General features: G+C 61.4%; 11 protein-coding genes. 6 read left to right on the top strand and 5 right to left on the bottom strand.

Annotation, left to right across the window (positions count from 1 at the left end):
- Positions 1–83 precede the first annotated feature (83 nt).
- The 4 genes from CCGE525_RS11365 to CCGE525_RS11380 all read left to right on the top strand — a co-directional run bounded on the left by CCGE525_RS11365 (position 84) and on the right by CCGE525_RS11380 (position 3,925).
- Positions 84–575: a SixA phosphatase family protein gene (locus CCGE525_RS11365; RefSeq protein ID WP_120704337.1), complete on the top strand. Its 492-nt coding sequence runs from the start codon at positions 84–86 to the stop codon at positions 573–575.
- Positions 576–700: 125 nt separating this feature from the next.
- Positions 701–2,176, top strand: coding sequence for a YcjX family GTP-binding protein (locus tag CCGE525_RS11370; RefSeq protein ID WP_120706375.1), 1,476 nt, complete (start codon positions 701–703; stop codon positions 2,174–2,176).
- Complete coding sequence (locus CCGE525_RS11375; protein ID WP_120704338.1) at positions 2,173–3,261, top strand: YcjF family protein; 1,089 nt, start codon at positions 2,173–2,175, stop codon at positions 3,259–3,261. The genes CCGE525_RS11370 and CCGE525_RS11375 overlap by 4 nt, the downstream gene beginning before the upstream one ends.
- Positions 3,262–3,373: 112 nt before the next feature.
- Positions 3,374–3,925: a hypothetical protein gene (locus CCGE525_RS11380; protein WP_120704339.1), complete on the top strand. Its 552-nt coding sequence runs from the start codon at positions 3,374–3,376 to the stop codon at positions 3,923–3,925.
- A gap of 111 nt (positions 3,926–4,036) precedes the next feature.
- On the opposite strand, the gene folK is transcribed toward CCGE525_RS11380, so the two are convergent.
- The 3 genes from folK to folP all read right to left on the bottom strand — a co-directional run bounded on the left by folK (position 4,037) and on the right by folP (position 5,791).
- Complete coding sequence (folK, locus tag CCGE525_RS11385; protein ID WP_425375899.1) at positions 4,037–4,486, bottom strand: 2-amino-4-hydroxy-6-hydroxymethyldihydropteridine diphosphokinase; 450 nt, start codon at positions 4,484–4,486, stop codon at positions 4,037–4,039.
- A gap of 73 nt (positions 4,487–4,559) precedes the next feature.
- The gene (gene folB / locus CCGE525_RS11390) at positions 4,560–4,922 is read right to left on the bottom strand and encodes a dihydroneopterin aldolase (protein WP_120706376.1); all 363 of its coding nucleotides are present in this window, start codon (positions 4,920–4,922) and stop codon (positions 4,560–4,562) included.
- A 5-nt stretch (positions 4,923–4,927) separates the two neighbouring features.
- Positions 4,928–5,791: a dihydropteroate synthase gene (gene folP, locus CCGE525_RS11395; protein ID WP_120704341.1), complete on the bottom strand. Its 864-nt coding sequence runs from the start codon at positions 5,789–5,791 to the stop codon at positions 4,928–4,930.
- Positions 5,792–5,894: 103 nt separating this feature from the next.
- On the opposite strand from folP, the gene CCGE525_RS11400 reads away from it, so the two are divergent.
- The gene (locus CCGE525_RS11400; protein WP_120706377.1) at positions 5,895–6,512 is read left to right on the top strand and encodes a DUF922 domain-containing Zn-dependent protease; all 618 of its coding nucleotides are present in this window, start codon (positions 5,895–5,897) and stop codon (positions 6,510–6,512) included.
- Positions 6,513–6,960: 448 nt separating this feature from the next.
- Here the strand turns inward: CCGE525_RS11400 and CCGE525_RS11405 are convergent, their stop codons facing one another.
- Positions 6,961–7,281, bottom strand: coding sequence for a 2Fe-2S iron-sulfur cluster-binding protein (locus CCGE525_RS11405; RefSeq protein ID WP_120704342.1), 321 nt, complete (start codon positions 7,279–7,281; stop codon positions 6,961–6,963).
- A 149-nt stretch (positions 7,282–7,430) separates the two neighbouring features.
- Positions 7,431–7,799: an Hpt domain-containing protein gene (locus CCGE525_RS11410; protein ID WP_120704343.1), complete on the bottom strand. Its 369-nt coding sequence runs from the start codon at positions 7,797–7,799 to the stop codon at positions 7,431–7,433.
- Positions 7,800–8,292: 493 nt separating this feature from the next.
- Here CCGE525_RS11410 and CCGE525_RS11415 point away from each other — a divergent pair, with 493 nt between their 5' ends.
- On the top strand, positions 8,293–15,522 hold the full coding sequence (locus CCGE525_RS11415; protein WP_120704344.1) for an apolipoprotein A-IV repeat region-like domain-containing protein: 7,230 nt from the start codon (positions 8,293–8,295) through the stop codon (positions 15,520–15,522).
- The last annotated feature ends 130 nt before the right edge of the window (positions 15,523–15,652 follow it).

Here is a 15,652-nt window from a genome sequence, read left to right on the forward strand (position 1 = left end):
GTGCATCGCCGATGGTTCCGCTGTTGACGGCGCATGGGATGAGGCGGTACGTCAAACGACAAATCCAGCACGGGAATTCCGCCATGACCCGCATCACGCCGCCGCCTTCCCGGATTTATCTGTTGCGTCATGCCAAGGCTCAGCGACCCGCGTCCGGCCAGAAGGATTTCGACCGCGCGCTCAGCGACAAAGGCTATGCCGCAGCCGAAATCGTTGCCGAAAAAGCCGTCGAAAAGGACTACAAGCCGGATCTCGTCATCTCTTCGACGGCGTTGCGCTGTCGCCAAACCGCCGACGCCATTCGCCGCGCCATGAGCCCTTCTACAGAGTTTCGTTACGTCGATGCGCTATACGACGCCACAACGGACATCTATCTCGAAATCATCTCATCGCAGGCGACCAATGACTCCGTCATGCTGGTCGGCCATAACCCGACCATAGAACGGACGCTGGAAGCGCTAATTGGCCATGACGCCTTGGTCTCCGCGATTCCCGATGGCTTTCCGACCGCCGGACTTGCCGTCGTCGACTCGACGCCGTCGGGCTGGGTTCTGACGGATTTCGTCACCAGATAGGTTCGGCAGCAAAGATCAGGCGCAGCGACGATTGAGTGGGCTTGCCCCTGAAAAGGCCGGTCATCTTTTCGGCTCTCGCATCGCTTCCTATATTGACGATCACGCTGTCATCCAGGGATCCCGCCTTGCCGCCAAGCCTGACCTCCTTCACAGACGACGCCCTGATCGCCTTCGATAATCTCATCGACCGCACGACGGGTCTCGTCAATCCGACGATCCGCCTCGGCGTCACCGGTCTTTCGCGTTCGGGCAAGACCGTCTTCATTTCCTCCCTGGTTCATAATCTGCTGAACGGTGGTCGCCTGCCGCTGTTCGAGCCGGTGCAATCCGGCCGCGTCTCCGCCGTTCGTCTCGAGCCTCAGCCCGACGATGCCGTACCGCGCTTCCAATACGAGGATCACATCCGTGCGTTGGTGAAGGAGCGCATCTGGCCGGATTCGACCCGGGCTATCTCCGAGCTCCGCATCACGCTGGACTATCAAAGCGCCAGCGGGTGGAATCGGCTGTTTTCACCCGGTCGCCTTTCCATAGACATTGTCGACTATCCCGGCGAATGGCTGCTCGATCTGCCATTGCTCGCCAAGGATTTCCGGGCCTTCAGCGAGGAGACGCTGACGCTTGCCAAGACCGGCATTCGCGCGGAGCTGTCGCGTGCTTGGCTCGCGATGACGCAAGCGACCGATGCTGCCACAGCCGCTGATGAGACGACCGCACGCGAACTCGCCACCGCCTTCGCCAACTATCTCAAGGCCTGCAAATCCGACGAACGTTCGCTGTCGACCTTGCCGCCAGGCCGCTTCCTGCTGCCGGGCGATCTCGACGGTTCGCCGGCGCTGACTTTCGCGCCGCTGGTGCCTCCGGTAGAAGGCAAGGCGCAGAAGGGCTCGTTGTGGGCGATGATGGAGCGCCGCTACGAGGCCTACAAATCGGTCGTGGTAAAACCGTTCTTCCGTGAACATTTCGCCCGCCTCGACCGACAGATCGTCCTCGTGGACGCACTGCAGGCCATCAACCGAGGCCCGGAAGCGGTGCAGGACCTGGAGCGGGCGCTGACGGACGTGCTTGCCTGCTTCCGCCCAGGCGCCAATTCTTTTTTCTCCTCATTGCTTGGCCGTCGCATCGACCGGGTGCTGGTTGCCGCGACCAAGGCCGATCATCTTCATCACGAAAGCCACGACCGGTTGGAGGCGTTGACCCGCCGCCTGGTGGAACGCGCCATAGAACGTATCGGCATGGCCGGTGCCGGCATCGAGGTCATGGCGATCGCCTCTGTCCGTGCCACCCGCGAGGCAACGGTAAAGCGCGACGGCCATACCCTCCCCGTCATCGTCGGCACGCCAATGGACCGGGAGACGATCGGCGGCGAGAGCTTCGACGGCAACCGCAAGACGGCGATCTTCCCAGGGGACTTGCCGGAAAATCCGCAGTGGCTGTTCGATGCGCTGGAAGGGGATGCAGCAAACGTACATTTGCCCGAGGTTAATGTCGTCCGCTTCCGTCCGCCGGAGTTGGACGAGTCCGTTGGCGGCATCAAGCTCTCCGTGCCGCATATCCGCCTCGACCGCGCCATGCAGTTCCTGTTCGGAGACCGTCTAGCATGACGAAGCCGCCCCCAGACGATCCCAGAGGCCTTTCCCGCCGTCCCGCCGCCTTTTCGCTGGGGCCGGAGGCATCGAAAGAAGTTGCGCCCGCCAAAACGGCGGCCGAAGCGCCGCGCCGCGAGCCACGGAGTTTCGATACAGAAGTCGTTCTGACGCCGGATGAGGAAGATCCGTTCCTCAGTCCCGCCCTCGCCGCCTCGGCTGACGAAGCCGCAATTGCCGCGCCGCGCCGCAGAGGTCTTTCCTTCGGCAAGATCGCCGCCGGCGCCTTCGGCATTCTTTTGTCGCTTGCCTTCGGTCTCTGGACCGATCGACTGATTCGCGATCTCTTCGATCGTGCCGACTGGTTGGGCTATACCGCCCTTGCGGTGCTCGGCATCGGCACTCTCGCTGTCCTCGCCATTGTCATTCGCGAGACCGCGGGCATGATGCGGCTTGCCGCCGTTCAGACGATCAAAGCCGAGGCGGAAGCTGCCATTGCCGAGACGCGTCCGGCGCGCGCAAAAGCCCTGGTCCAGCGCCTATGCACGCTTTTGGAGGCCAATCCGGAAACGGCAAGAGGCCGCGCCACGCTGAAGGCGGCAGAGGACGATATCATTGACGCGCCGCAGTTGATCGACCTTGCCGAACGCGAACTGCTCGGCCCGCTGGACCGCCGCGCCCGAGGGCTGATTCTCGGCGCTTCTAAAAGAGTGTCGGTCGTCACGGCCGTTAGCCCGCGTGCGCTGGTGGACATTCTCTACGTGCTTTATGAAGCGGCCAAGCTGGTGCGCGCGATGGCGGAGCTCTACGGCGGCAGGCCCGGCACGCTCGGCATGATCCGATTGATGCGGGACGTACTCGCGCACCTCGCCGTTACCGGCTCCATCGCCGTCGGCGACAGCATCGTGCAGCAGTTGATCGGCCACGGTTTAGCCTCGAAACTTTCGGCTCGTCTGGGTGAAGGCGTCGTCAACGGCATGATGACGGCGCGCATCGGCATCGCAGCAATGGACCTCTGTAGGCCCCTGTCGTTCAAGGCGTTGAAGCGGCCGGGGATCAGTGACTTCGCGGGCGACCTCGCGCCGAACATCAGCGGCCGCTGAGTGTCGTAAACGCCCACGAACGCGGCTTTTGCCTCCATAAGAAACCAAGCATTAACCATTCTAAGGCAAAAATGGATACCAGTTTTCGGTTCCTCTTCGCTAGGGAATGTCCATGTTTTCGCGCCAATTTCTTCTTGTTTGCGGCTTTGCCGCCGCGGCCCTCTCCGCAGGTGCCTGGGTGCATTCAGCCGATGCGGCATCCCGTGACAAGGCCTTCTTCCAGTCCGTTGCCGGTTCGTGGCGCGGCCCGGGCGAGATCGTCGCCGGCAAGTACAAGGGCACGAAGTTCACCTGCAACCTGACAGGACACGCGGTCGACGGCAGCGACGCAGGCGTCAAACTCGACGGCACCTGCCGCGTCGGCGTCTTCCAGCAGCCAATGACGGCTGAAATCACCCAGAAGGGTGGCAGCTACTCAGGAAAATTTCTCGATGGTGCAGCCGGCAAGGGTCTGGATGTCACATCGGGTACCGTCAATGACGGCACCGTGGTGCTCGGCCTGAACCGCCAGAAGCTGAATGGCGCCATGATTGCCCGCGTAGCGGACAATAAAACGATGAATGTAACGATTTCCGTCAAGGTCAACGACCAGATGGTGCCCGTTATCGGTGTGACGCTCCAGCGCGCCGATGTCGATCAAATGGCTGTGGGATCAATCCAGTAGAGCTTATGAACCGACGGCAAAAGACGCCTCCGGCCTTTGCGATCAGGCCGGAGGCGTTTTTTTAGTTGCCGATCTGAATGTAGCTGATTGCGATCTCAGTCGAGACCGGCACTACGCCACCTTCCACCAATTGCGATTTTCATCCGCAACATCTATTCCCCGCACATCCGCCTCGCTCAACCACTCCGCCACCTTGCGGCCCTTGATCACGAGATCGGCGTCGAAATCCGCAAGCGGCATCAGCACGAACCCACGCTCGGTCATGCGCGGATGCGGGATCGTCAATAGCGGCTCGGCCCGTTCGATATCGCCATAGGTCAGGATATCGATATCGAGCGTCCGCGGCCCCCAGCGTTCGATGCGCACCCGCTTCATCTCACGCTCGATACCGAGGCACACATCGAGCAGCGCCTCCGGCGACAGCGTGGTATCGACGGCTGCACAGGAATTATAGAAGAAAGACTGGTCAGTCTTGCCCCAGGGCGGCGTGCGGTAAAGACGAGAAACCCCGGCAATGCGGCAGTCCGCGCGCCCGTCTAATGTCCGCAAGGCAAGCGCCATGGCTCGAACGGGATTGTCAATGTTGCCGCCGAGGCCGAGGGTAGCGCGTGTCGAACCGGAGACAAGACTCGTGTCAGGCAAAATGCTCAACGCTCACCTGCACATAATCAAGAACCCCCGGGACCGGCGCATTGGGTTTGCGCACCGAGATCTTCGCCCGGCGAATAGTCGGAAAACGCCGGCAAAGTTCCTTTGCGACATCGAGAGCCAGCGCCTCGATTAGATAGCGTCGGCGCCCGGTGACGATTTCCTCGATGACGCTGAAGGCGATGCCGTAGTTCACGGTGTCATCGATCGAATCCCGCTCCAGCGCATCGCCGGCTTCGACATCGAGCTCGGCATCGACGAAGAAGCGCTGGCCGAGGAATTCCTCCTCGTCGTGCACGCCATGGCGAGCGAAGAATGCGCAGTTCTGAAGGGTGATGGTGTAAATCATATCGCTCATGGCGTCCTGCCGCCTAATTTTGCCCGTGTCCTGAGGATAGCATCCGCAACCGCCAGCGCATCCCTGTTGATTGCGACATTATGAACCCGGAAAATTGCCGCGCCCTGCAAACGCAATATAGCACTGCTGGCGGCCGTTCCCACATCCCGATCCGGCGCATCGCGCCCGGTAACGGCACCGACGAATCGCTTCCGTGACGTGCCCGCCAGCAAAGGCAATTCGAAGCGGAGCAGTGCGGTAAAGCGTGCCATCAGCTCGAGATTCTCTTCAGTATCCTTAGCGAAGCCGAAGCCGGGATCGAGTACGATATTCTGCCTGTTCACGCCGGCGGCAGCCGCGATGTCGAGCGATCGGCTTAGAAACAACACCTGATCGTCGATGACATCAGGAAGCTTTGGCCGTTCGCGCCCGGTATGCATGATGCAGAGCCCTGCGCCCGTCTGCGCCGCCAACGCCGCGATTTCCGGCTCGCGTTGCAGGCCGAAGACATCATTGACGATGTGAGCGCCGGCGCTGATCGCCAGCCTTGCCGTGTCGGCGCGATAGGTATCGATGGAAATCAACGCATCCGTCTTGCCGCGCAGCGCCTCTATCACAGGCAGCACCCGCCCCTGCTCCTCCGTGGCGCTGACTGCCTCGGCGTCGGGCTTGGTCGATTCCCCGCCGATATCGATGATCGCGGCCCCCTCCTTGGCGCAGGCAAGTGCGTGCGCGACCGCCGTATCGACAGCCTCGTAATCGCCGCCATCGGAAAAAGAATCCGGTGTCACGTTGACGATCGCCATGATGACACTCTGTTCGCCGACATCGATGCTGCGCCCATGCGCGACATGCCAGCTATGGCTGCGAAGCTCTATCACGAACCGTCCATCCCATTGAAAATGAAAAAACTCCGCCCCGGATATTGCGCTTGCGGTGGCTATGCCGCAAGCTTCAACGAAGTTCAACCTGGTAGCAGCACGAATGCCGTTTGCGTCTCAACACATCCGTGTCTCGCTTATCCTATTGCTGTGCGGCATTTCCAGCGTTGCCGACGCTGAGGTGATCGCCCGCAAATCGGTCTCCTATTTCGATATCAAGGGCGACAGCGCCGATGCACTCGATGCGTCGCTGAACGCACGCGGACCGGTTACGATGGGTTCTAGCAGCCGCCACCCAGGCGCAACGAAGATTCACTTCAGCGGTAGTGCGACATATACGGAGCGGAACGGCCGCTGCTATATCACTGAGGTCAAAATCACGGTCGATACCGAAATCATTCTGCCACGCTGGCGCGATCGGCGGCATGCGAGCCGGCAACTGTCGATGATCTGGGATACGCTTTCGGAAGACATCCGCCGCCACGAGGACCGGCATGCGGAAATCGCGCGCGACCACGCGCGACAAATGGAAAAAGCGATCCTCGCCCTGCCTTCGGCCAAGGATTGCGATACGCTTCAGGACAAGGCAAACGCTGTCACCATGCAGCAAACACAGCTACATGATGAGGATCAGGCCCGATTCGACAAAATCGAAGCGATCAATTTCCAGAGCCGCATCCAGCGGCTGATGACCTATCGCAGCCAGCAGAGTGGCGAATAATTACCGTTTTAGGCCTCTTTTTTGCCAAAATTGCATGCCGATCACCGCAATCTGTGTGAAAACTGTCACTATACCTGTGAATCGTCCACTACTTCTACTTTTTGAACTTTACGAGAATCTGAAATAGGTTTTTCCTATCGCAAGTGGCGTCGATCCGCTCCGGCGGATTATGATTCGGAAACCAGAGGGGTTTTCGCAAAAGATCTATCAGAGTTCTTGCGCCGGTGGCTCGTTCCTCCGCGCTGTTTAGTGCTTGACGCGTGTGTTCAGTTCTCCTGGCGCGTCCTGAAGCCGCAGGTGTTTCCTCCCTTACCTGTCGGTGATGCGCCCGCCTTGCCTCGCTCGCTGCGACAAGCTGAGCGAGGCTTCTTTTTGTCCAGACATCCCGATACCGGCCCCAATTCGGGGACGTCTCCGATGACATGCGTTATAAAGTGAGCGGCAGACGTTAGGCTTGGCGCTCCGGAACATGCACGACGAGGCCGTCAAGCTCTTTGGCCACCTTGATCTGACAGGACAGGCGCGAATTCGGGCGGACGTCGAAAGCGAAATCCAGCATGTCCTCTTCCATCGGCTCCGGGCTGCCGACCTTCTCCACCCATTCCTCATCGACATAGACATGACAGGTGGCGCAGGCACAAGCGCCGCCACATTCCGCCTCGATGCCAGGCACGGAATTGCGCACGGCATTTTCCATTACGGTGGAGCCATCCTCGGCATCGAGGTCAAAACGGGTACCGTCGAAAGCGACGATGGTCAGTTTGGTCATATGAGTGAATTCCGGTATTCGTGAGTGAAGGGGTAGATCCGGAATTTTTCTTCCAACAATTCCCGAGGGCAGTCAACAATTGCGCCACCGAAACGGCTGAAACCATCTGGTGGCGCAGGTAGACACTGACAATTTCGGGTGGCCTTAGCTCAACGCGACAGTCTCAGAATGAAGTTCTCCGCTTCAACGACGCAGGCCGTGACCGTCGCCATGCGAGTTGGGTCGCCGATATCGCTTTCGAGCGCATTGGCGGCATCGGCCACCTTGAATGCGCCAACGGCGCTTGCCGCACCCTTCAACCGGTGCGAAGCGGCCACGGCGCGCTTGCGATCGCCGCTGCCGATTTCCTGCAGGCAGGACCGCGCCTGCCGGGCAAACATCTGAAGCACTTCCACTTCCAGGGCCTTGTCGCCCATCGTCTGCTTCGCGAGGTGAACCAGGTCGATCGCCCGCTCCCGCGATGGCGCCGCGCCGCGCGAATTGTCCGGCGCTTCGAACGCGATATTTAATGCTGCCATGTGCCAAATCTCCCGTCTTATATCTATAACTGTCTCTGGGATTTGCCGCATGCTTGCGGCCTGCCGATGGCCATCGAGTTAAATTTTGGCACATTCGGGGCGGAAATCTCGGGACATGGTTAACGCGCGTTAAACATGGCTAAATTATTAGGTTTTCAGCAAGTTGCGACGACGAAAAGTGTTAACAATGGCTTAATGCGGCACGTCGTCGACTGTGGAATTAATTGTCACGCTTGGGGGAATGTGTCACTACGGTACTGATAAATTGGGTTCATGGCGTATGCCTTTGCCCAAGAGGTGGATAGTGGTAATGTTTTAATACCATCCGTTTGAAAAAGCGGTTATCCACTCTGAAATGTAACGGGAAATCCATCTCCGACATCAGTCAGGGGCGGGTAACCCTACGGGAGGCAGGGTTCGTCTTTTCTGGACGTTGGCGGATTTCCGGAAAAGGCACGGCAGGCCCGACCGAGTTGTAACGAGGCGTAACCGCATGGCGAACAAAAAGTACATCGAGTCGATCGAAGACAAGGCCTTTCAGGCCCTGGACGAAGCTTTGCAGATCGATTTCAGTGACGAGAACTTGGAGCCTCGCAGCGGTTCAACGCCTGACGCCCCGGAGACAAGAGTGTCTGAGCCATCGCCTTCAAAACAGACTCAGGATGAAGCCGCACGCAAAGCGGCCGCAGCGCGCAGCGCCACCGCTGCCGCCGCGGCGGCCCGACCGGCTGAAGTGCCGAAGAGCCCCATCTTTGCTCCAGCCAACGACGCCAACCGCGTCAGCCCGGCCAGCATCCTGAAATCGCTTGATGGCGCCTCTCAAAGCCACGCCGTACGCAACGCGACGATTTTTTCGCTGTTCTGGATCGTCGGCGGCATCGGCCTCGCCTTCCTGCTTTACGGACCGCAGCTCCTGAATATTCGGACGGTCGCCGATCTCGCCGCCCTTCCCGGCGTCATCGCGTGCATCATCGGTATCATCGTTCCCGTCCTGCTGTTCTATGCTTTCGGCGTGATGATTTCGCGCGCCCAGGATATGCGCAACGCCGCCCGCTCCATGGCGGAAGTGGCGCTGCGCCTCGCCGAACCAGAAACGGTTGCCTCCGAGCGCATCATGACGGTCGGTCAGGCCGTGCGCCGCGAAGTCTCAGCCATGAACGAAGGCATCGAGCGGACGATCGCCCGTGCCACCGAGCTCGAGACGTTGGTACATACCGAAGTCAATGCGCTGGAGCGCAGCTATGCCGACAACGAGCTGCGCGTGCGCGGTCTCGTGCATGAACTCGGCTCCGAGCGCGACGCCATCGTCAACCATGCCGAACGCATCCGCTCCTCGATCGTCGGCGTGCACGACCAGATCAAGGAAGATCTGTCGCTCGCGACCGAAGAAATTGCCGTGCGCCTGTCGACCTCGGGCGAAGCTTTCGCCTCGATGATCGATACGCGCGCCGCGACGCTGATGGAGAAGTCCGATTCTGCCTTGGAGGCACTTGGCACCCTACTCGCCGCCAAGACCGACAGCCTCTTGCAGAACGTCAATGCTTCCGGCGTCGCGCTAAGCCAGGAATTCGACACGCGTCTCGAATCTCTGTCTTCGACGCTCGCTGAGCGCGGCAATGAGCTATTGAGCCAGTTCGAAACCCGTGCCTCAACGCTCGATGCCAACACCGAGAAGCTGAACACCGCCCTCAATGATCGTGCTCGTCAGTTGAATGAGACGTTGGTCGCTCGCACCCGGGAAATCAGCGAAAGCCTCACCGGCAGCGAACGCTCGATCACCGGCACGCTCGATGACGTACTCTCCAAGCTCAACACCGCCCTCGACGAAAAAGGTGCGAGCTTCCGGCAGAGCCTGCAGTCGACCGCAGACGACACCATTATGGATATCGACCTGCGCACCGGCTTCTTCGAGGAACGCATGCAGTCGACCGTGGCGCAGATTTCGACTGCCTTCGACGAGCGGGTCTCGGAATTCACCTCGGCCTTCGACAAGCGCGCCGGTTCGCTGGACAGCAAGCTGTCGGAAAGCCTGACACGGATCAACGAAACGCTCAGCGGCGGCTCGGATGCTATTGACGGTATTCTGAATTCCAGCATCGAGCGCATCGGCTCTTCGCTGACCGACCAGTCTTTTGCCCTGGCGACGACACTTGCCACCAGCCAGGAAGTAATGGAAAGCGCCATCGGCTCCAAGGCCGGCGAGATCGCTTCCGCTCTCGAGGGGGCAACGAGCGGGATTACCGCGGCCCTGACCTCCGGTACCAGCGAACTGCACTCCACCCTCGCCTCGCATGCTGGCAGCTTCACGTCCGCCGTCCAAGGTGTAGCGCGCGACGTCTCCACCGCCCTGCAGAGCGGCACCGAGGAACTCACCTCCGCCTTTGCCGGCCGCTCTAGCGAACTCTCCGATTCGCTTGCCGCGCATTCCGGCGAATTCAGCAAGGCTCTGCAGACGGCAACGTCGGATATCTCCTCTGCGCTGAACAAGGGCACGAGTGAGCTGACCAACACTTTCCTCGGCCGCGCCAACGAGATCAACAATACGCTTTCCGCCCGCACTGGCGAGATCACCCAGGCGCTGGGTTCGGCACATGAGCGCATCGACGCGGTGATGGCCGAGCGCAGCAGCGCGCTGTTCGGCGCGCTTTCCGACAACCAGTCGCGCTTCGAGCAGACGTTGGCCGAGCGCTCCGAAGGTATCATCAATGCGGTCAGCGGCAGCCATGAGCATCTGACCGCTGCCCTTGACGAGCGCACCTCGATGCTGGCGATCTCGCTTGCCGAAAACCAGCTTCGTCTTGAGAACACACTGGCAAGCCGCGCCGATGCGATCGCCAGCAACGTTGCCGAAACGCACAGCAAGCTGGCCGACACCTTGGACGACAAGGTCATGGCGCTCGCCATCGCGCTATCAGACGGCCAGGCGCGCATCGAAGATACTTTGACCGGCCGCGCTGAGAGCCTGACCAGCGCGCTCGCCGATACGCACAACAAGCTCGCCGACACGCTTGACGACAAGACGATGGCCCTCGCCATCGCTCTCTCCGATAGCCAGGCGCGCCTGGAAGACACTTTGTCCGGCCGCGTCGAGGGCTTCGCCGGCGCCATTGCCGATACGCACAACGCACTGGCGAGCACCTTGGACGACAAGACCAAGGCGTTGGCAGTAGCACTCGCCAGCAGCCAGTCCCGCCTGGAAGAGACGTTGTCCGGCCGTGTCGAAGGTCTGACCAACGCGATTGCCGACACGCATACCAAATTGGCCGACACGCTCGACGACAAGACGATGGCGCTCGCCGTCGCGCTCTCTGCGAGCCAGGAACGCCTGGAGGATACCCTCTCCGGTCGCGTCGAAGGCCTGACCAACGCGATTGCCGATACACATACCAAATTGGCCGATACGCTCGACGACAAGACGATGGCGCTCGCCGTTGCTCTCTCGGCGAGCCAGGAACGCCTGGAAGACACCCTCTCCGGTCGCGTCGAAGGCCTGACCAATGCGATTGCCGATACGCACAGCAAGTTGGCTGAGACGCTCGATGATAAGACGATGGCGCTGGCCGTTGCTCTCTCGGCGGGTCAGGCGCATCTGGAGGATACACTCTCCGGCCATGCGGATCGCGTTGCGGATACGTTAGACGGCAAGACCAAGGCCCTCGCCGCAGCCTTTAGCAACGGCCAGTCGCGCCTCGAGGAAACGCTTTCCAATCGCGCTGAAGCGATCACCAACGCTTTCACGGGCAGCCACAATGCCCTTGCCGACGCGCTGGACGAAAAGGCGATGGCTCTGGCTATCTCGCTCTCCGACACGCAATCGCGGCTCGAGGATGCTCTGTCCAGCCGTTTGGACGCACTCTCCGATACGGTCGCCGGCACACACGACAAGATCGTCAACAGCCTCGACGACAAGACGCTGGCGCTGGCCATCGCGCTGTCGGACAACCAGGCCCGGATCGAGGAAACCTTGGCAAACAGCGCCGAGGCGATCGCCCATGCCGTCAATAGCGGCCACGCAGCACTGACCGACACGCTCGACGACAAGAGCATGTCATTCGCTATCACACTTGCCGAAAATCAGAACCGCTTCGAAAGTGCCTTGGAATCCCGTGCCAACGCCCTGCTCGACAGCGTAGCCGGTGCGGAGTCCCGCGTCGCCGGCGCTTTTGGCGACAAGGCCGATGCCATTCGCGCCGCCTATACCGAAAACCAGGATCGTCTTGACCGCTCGCTCAGCGCCCATACCGAAGCACTCTCCGGCCTGCTCGGTAGCAGCAGCGACCGCCTCGAAACCGTCGTTGGCGGCTCGGCCGAGCGTATCGAAAACGCGCTCAACACCACCACGCGCCAGCTCGAAAATACACTGGGTGTCGGCCTGTCGCAGATGGACGAAAACCTTGCCTCTGCCTATGAGCGCATGCGCACCACTTTGGAGGATCGCAGTAACGCTATCAGCCTGACGCTCCGCGACGCCCATGCACAGATCGACAATACGTTGGCCGAACAGGCGACCGCTATCGGCACGTCGATCGCCACCAGCGCCAGCATGCTGGAAATGTCGCTCGAAGATCGCGAAGCTTCGCTGCGCCAGACCATCGATGCCAGCGCAAGATCTCTCGAAGAACGCCTGCACGGCGGCGCCGGCGATATTGCCGGCCGCATTCAGCAGGCAGCCGGCGACATCACGCGCTCGGCCGAGACATTCTCGACCAACCTCAACCAGTCGATCGAAGGCATGACCAGCCGCTTTGCCGAGACCGGCTCGCGCGTCGAGGCCAGCCTGTCCGCCCTCGAAAACCGCATCCATGATGGTGTCGGCGGCGTTGCCGCGCAGGTTGATGCCGCTGGCAACCGACTGTCCGATACGCTTTCGAGCGGCATCACCCAAATCGACCGCAGCGGCGACGACGCTGCGGCCCGCATCGCCGCTGCGCTCGACAATCGTCTGGCAACCATGGCGGATGCGATCGACAGCCGCACGGCCAACCTGAGCCAGGCGCTCGAAAGCGGCAGCGCCCACATTGAGGAGCGCCTGTCGACCATGGACCGCGCCCTCAATGTCGGCCTCGAAGCCGTCAACCGCACCATCGAAGGCAAGGCCACTAATCTCGCCACGACGCTGCGTACCGCCGTCGCCGATGCCGCTCAGGGCATGGACAGCGAGGCAACGCGCACGGCCGATCTGCTTGCCCGCACCGGCCAGCAATTCGCTGACGACCTCGGTAACCGCAGCGACGCCTTCACCCGCGCCATGAACGAGCGTTCCGAAGAGATCGTCACGCGCGTCTCGGAAACGCATAACCGCCTGGCGAGCCAGGCTGCCGCCGTCGCCCAAACTTTCTCGGAAGCCGGCAACGCGATCGTCAACAAGGTCGCCGAGGCCGAGGGCCTTGTGGGCAATCAGGTCAACGCCATCTCCCAGGCGCTGTCCTCCGCCGAGCAATCTCTTGAGGCCCGTGGCGCCGCTATCCGAAATACGCTTGCCGGCGGCAGCGAACAGATCACCTCGACGATGGCACAGGTCGAGCGCGCGCTGGACGAACGCGGTAATGCGATCCGCACCAGCCTGGAAGATCGGGCTCGCGAGATCAACGCGACGCTTGCTGATGTCGACAAGGCTCTGGAAGCCCGTGGCTCGTCAATCCGCTCTTCGCTCGACGAGCGTACGCGCGAACTCAATTCCATGCTCGCCGGCCGCTCCAGCGAGCTGTCGCGCCTGATCGACGAAAAGGCCCGCCCGATCGTCGACCGTTACGCGGCAACCGGCCAGGAAGCGGCGGCACTGATCTCGGCCGTGGCTCAGGAAAGCACTGATCGCCTGCGCGCTGAAAATGCCGCACTGATCAACGCCATCGCATCGCGCACCAACGACACGCTGGCAGCGATCTCGGCTCGCACTGAACATGCCGCCAACGCAGTGAGCGCGCTAGAGAACAATCTGCTTGCCAGCGTCAACGGCATTATCGAGCGGCTGGCAGAGAACAACTCGGCGATCGCCGGCATGCTGAACAGTGCTGCCGAGGAGTTCGCCACCATCGACGGCCGCCTCAACGCGACATCAGCCCGGTTTGCCGACTCTGCATCGAAGGCGGGAGAAATGGTTTCCGCCTCGACGCGGCTTCTCGAGGGCAAGGTCGACAAGCTCTCGGATATTTCCGGCAAGACGCTGTCGCAGGTCGGCGGCATCATCGGCCGCTTCGACGAGCATTCCAAGGTTCTGTCGCAGGCCTCGCAGCTTCTGGGCGCCGCGCAATCGAACCTCGTCTCGACGCTGGAAGAGCGCGAAACGGCGCTACAGAACCTGTCCATTGGCCTGGTCCAGCGTTCGGAAGAGATCGAAAATACCATGCGGGCCCTCGGCAGCATGGTGGAAAGCGCCTTCGACCGCGCCGAACAGCGTTCCAACCAGGTCACCGGCAATCTGCGTCAGGGCGTGCAGTCCTCCTTTGCCGATATCGGCCGTGTGCTTTCCGATGCGGAAGCCCGCGCCGAACAGGCAGCGGAAACCATGCGTGGTACGCTTCAGAAGGCGGGCGAGGAAGCCAACCAGACCATCGACAGCACTTTCGCCAACGCGGAACGTCGCTCGGGCGAACTGACGAACCGCCTCCGCGGCGGCCTCTCCGCTTCGATCTCCGACATCGAGCAGATGCTGACGGAAGCCAGCAAGACCTCGGACGGTGCAGCCCAGCAGTTGCGCGAGACATTGCGTGTCGCTGTTGACGATGCTGTTGGCCGCTTCTCGGGTGCGACCGATGAGATCCGCCGCTCGGCAGGCGACATCCGTAGGGAACTCGACCTGACCCGCAGCGAGCTGAAGCGCGGCGCCTTCGACCTGCCGGAAGAGGCCAAGGAGAGTGCTGCCGCCATGCGTCGTGCCGTCGCTGAGCAGATCAAGGCGCTGCAGGATATTTCGCAGATCGTCGGCCGCTCGACGCAGCAGTTGGAAATCTCCGAACCGTCAGCCCGTGCGTTGGCCGATGCGCAGCCGGCTCAGCGGCTCCGTCCGGCAGCGCCTGCCCCCTCTGCGCCGGCGCCTACTGCAGGTGCTCCACGGCCTCAGCAAGCCGCGCCGCAACCGCCCGTTCAGCAGGCAGTACAGCAACCCGCGCCGCAACCGCCGGCTCCGCAGCCGCAGCAACAGCCGCCGATCGAGGCTTTGGGCTTGCGTGGCACCCTCGCCGATCGTCCGGTTGCACCGCAGCCGCGTCCGGCCGAGACGCCAGCTCCCGCCCGCCAGGAGCCGGCTGCAGGCGGCGGCTGGATCAGCGATCTTCTGCGCGGCGCATCGCGCGACGAACATGCCGACCTGCAGCAGCCAGCTCGTCAGACTGCGCCTCGCGCACAAACGGAAGCAGCGCCGGCAGCGCGTAATCCGCGGCACGTGGTTGAATCACTGAACTCGCTTTCGGTCGATATCGCCCGCGCCATCGACCACGATGCTTCGGTCGATCTGTGGCGCCGCTATCAGCGCGGCGAACGGGATGTCTTCACCCGCCGCCTCTACACGCTGAAGGGCCAGCAGACCTTCGACGATATCAAGCGCAAATACGACCGCGAGCCGGAATTCCGCACCGCAGTCGACCGCTATATCGCCGATTTCGAAAAGCTGCTTTCGGACGTCGCCCGCACCGACCGCGACCGTAGCGTCACGCAATCCTACCTCACCTCCGACACCGGCAAGGTCTACACCATGCTGGCCCATGCCGCAGGCCGTTTGAGCTGATTACGCAGGATAGTGCGCAAACGAAAATCCCCGGCCGTCGCGCCGGGGATTTTTGATTCAAGCCGCAGTAGTGGAAATTTCCCACATAAAAAGCGGCCCATCGGACCGCTCATTCTCATTTCGAAAATCA

Source organism: Rhizobium jaguaris (genome assembly GCF_003627755.1).
GTDB classification, from domain to species: Bacteria; Pseudomonadota; Alphaproteobacteria; order Rhizobiales; family Rhizobiaceae; genus Rhizobium; species Rhizobium jaguaris.

Coding starts and splice junctions, on each gene's coding strand:
- CCGE525_RS11365 (WP_120704337.1), top strand. CDS start 84: ATGACCCGCATCACGCCGCCGCCTTCCCGGATTTATCTGTTGCGTCAT.
- CCGE525_RS11375 (WP_120704338.1), top strand. CDS start 2,173: ATGACGAAGCCGCCCCCAGACGATCCCAGAGGCCTTTCCCGCCGTCCC.
- CCGE525_RS11380 (WP_120704339.1), top strand. CDS start 3,374: ATGTTTTCGCGCCAATTTCTTCTTGTTTGCGGCTTTGCCGCCGCGGCC.
- folK (WP_425375899.1), bottom strand. CDS start 4,486: ATGGCGCTTGCCTTGCGGACATTAGACGGGCGCGCGGACTGCCGCATT.
- folB (WP_120706376.1), bottom strand. CDS start 4,922: ATGATTTACACCATCACCCTTCAGAACTGCGCATTCTTCGCTCGCCAT.
- CCGE525_RS11400 (WP_120706377.1), top strand. CDS start 5,895: ATGCCGTTTGCGTCTCAACACATCCGTGTCTCGCTTATCCTATTGCTG.
- CCGE525_RS11405 (WP_120704342.1), bottom strand. CDS start 7,281: ATGACCAAACTGACCATCGTCGCTTTCGACGGTACCCGTTTTGACCTC.
- CCGE525_RS11410 (WP_120704343.1), bottom strand. CDS start 7,799: ATGGCAGCATTAAATATCGCGTTCGAAGCGCCGGACAATTCGCGCGGC.
- CCGE525_RS11415 (WP_120704344.1), top strand. CDS start 8,293: ATGGCGAACAAAAAGTACATCGAGTCGATCGAAGACAAGGCCTTTCAG.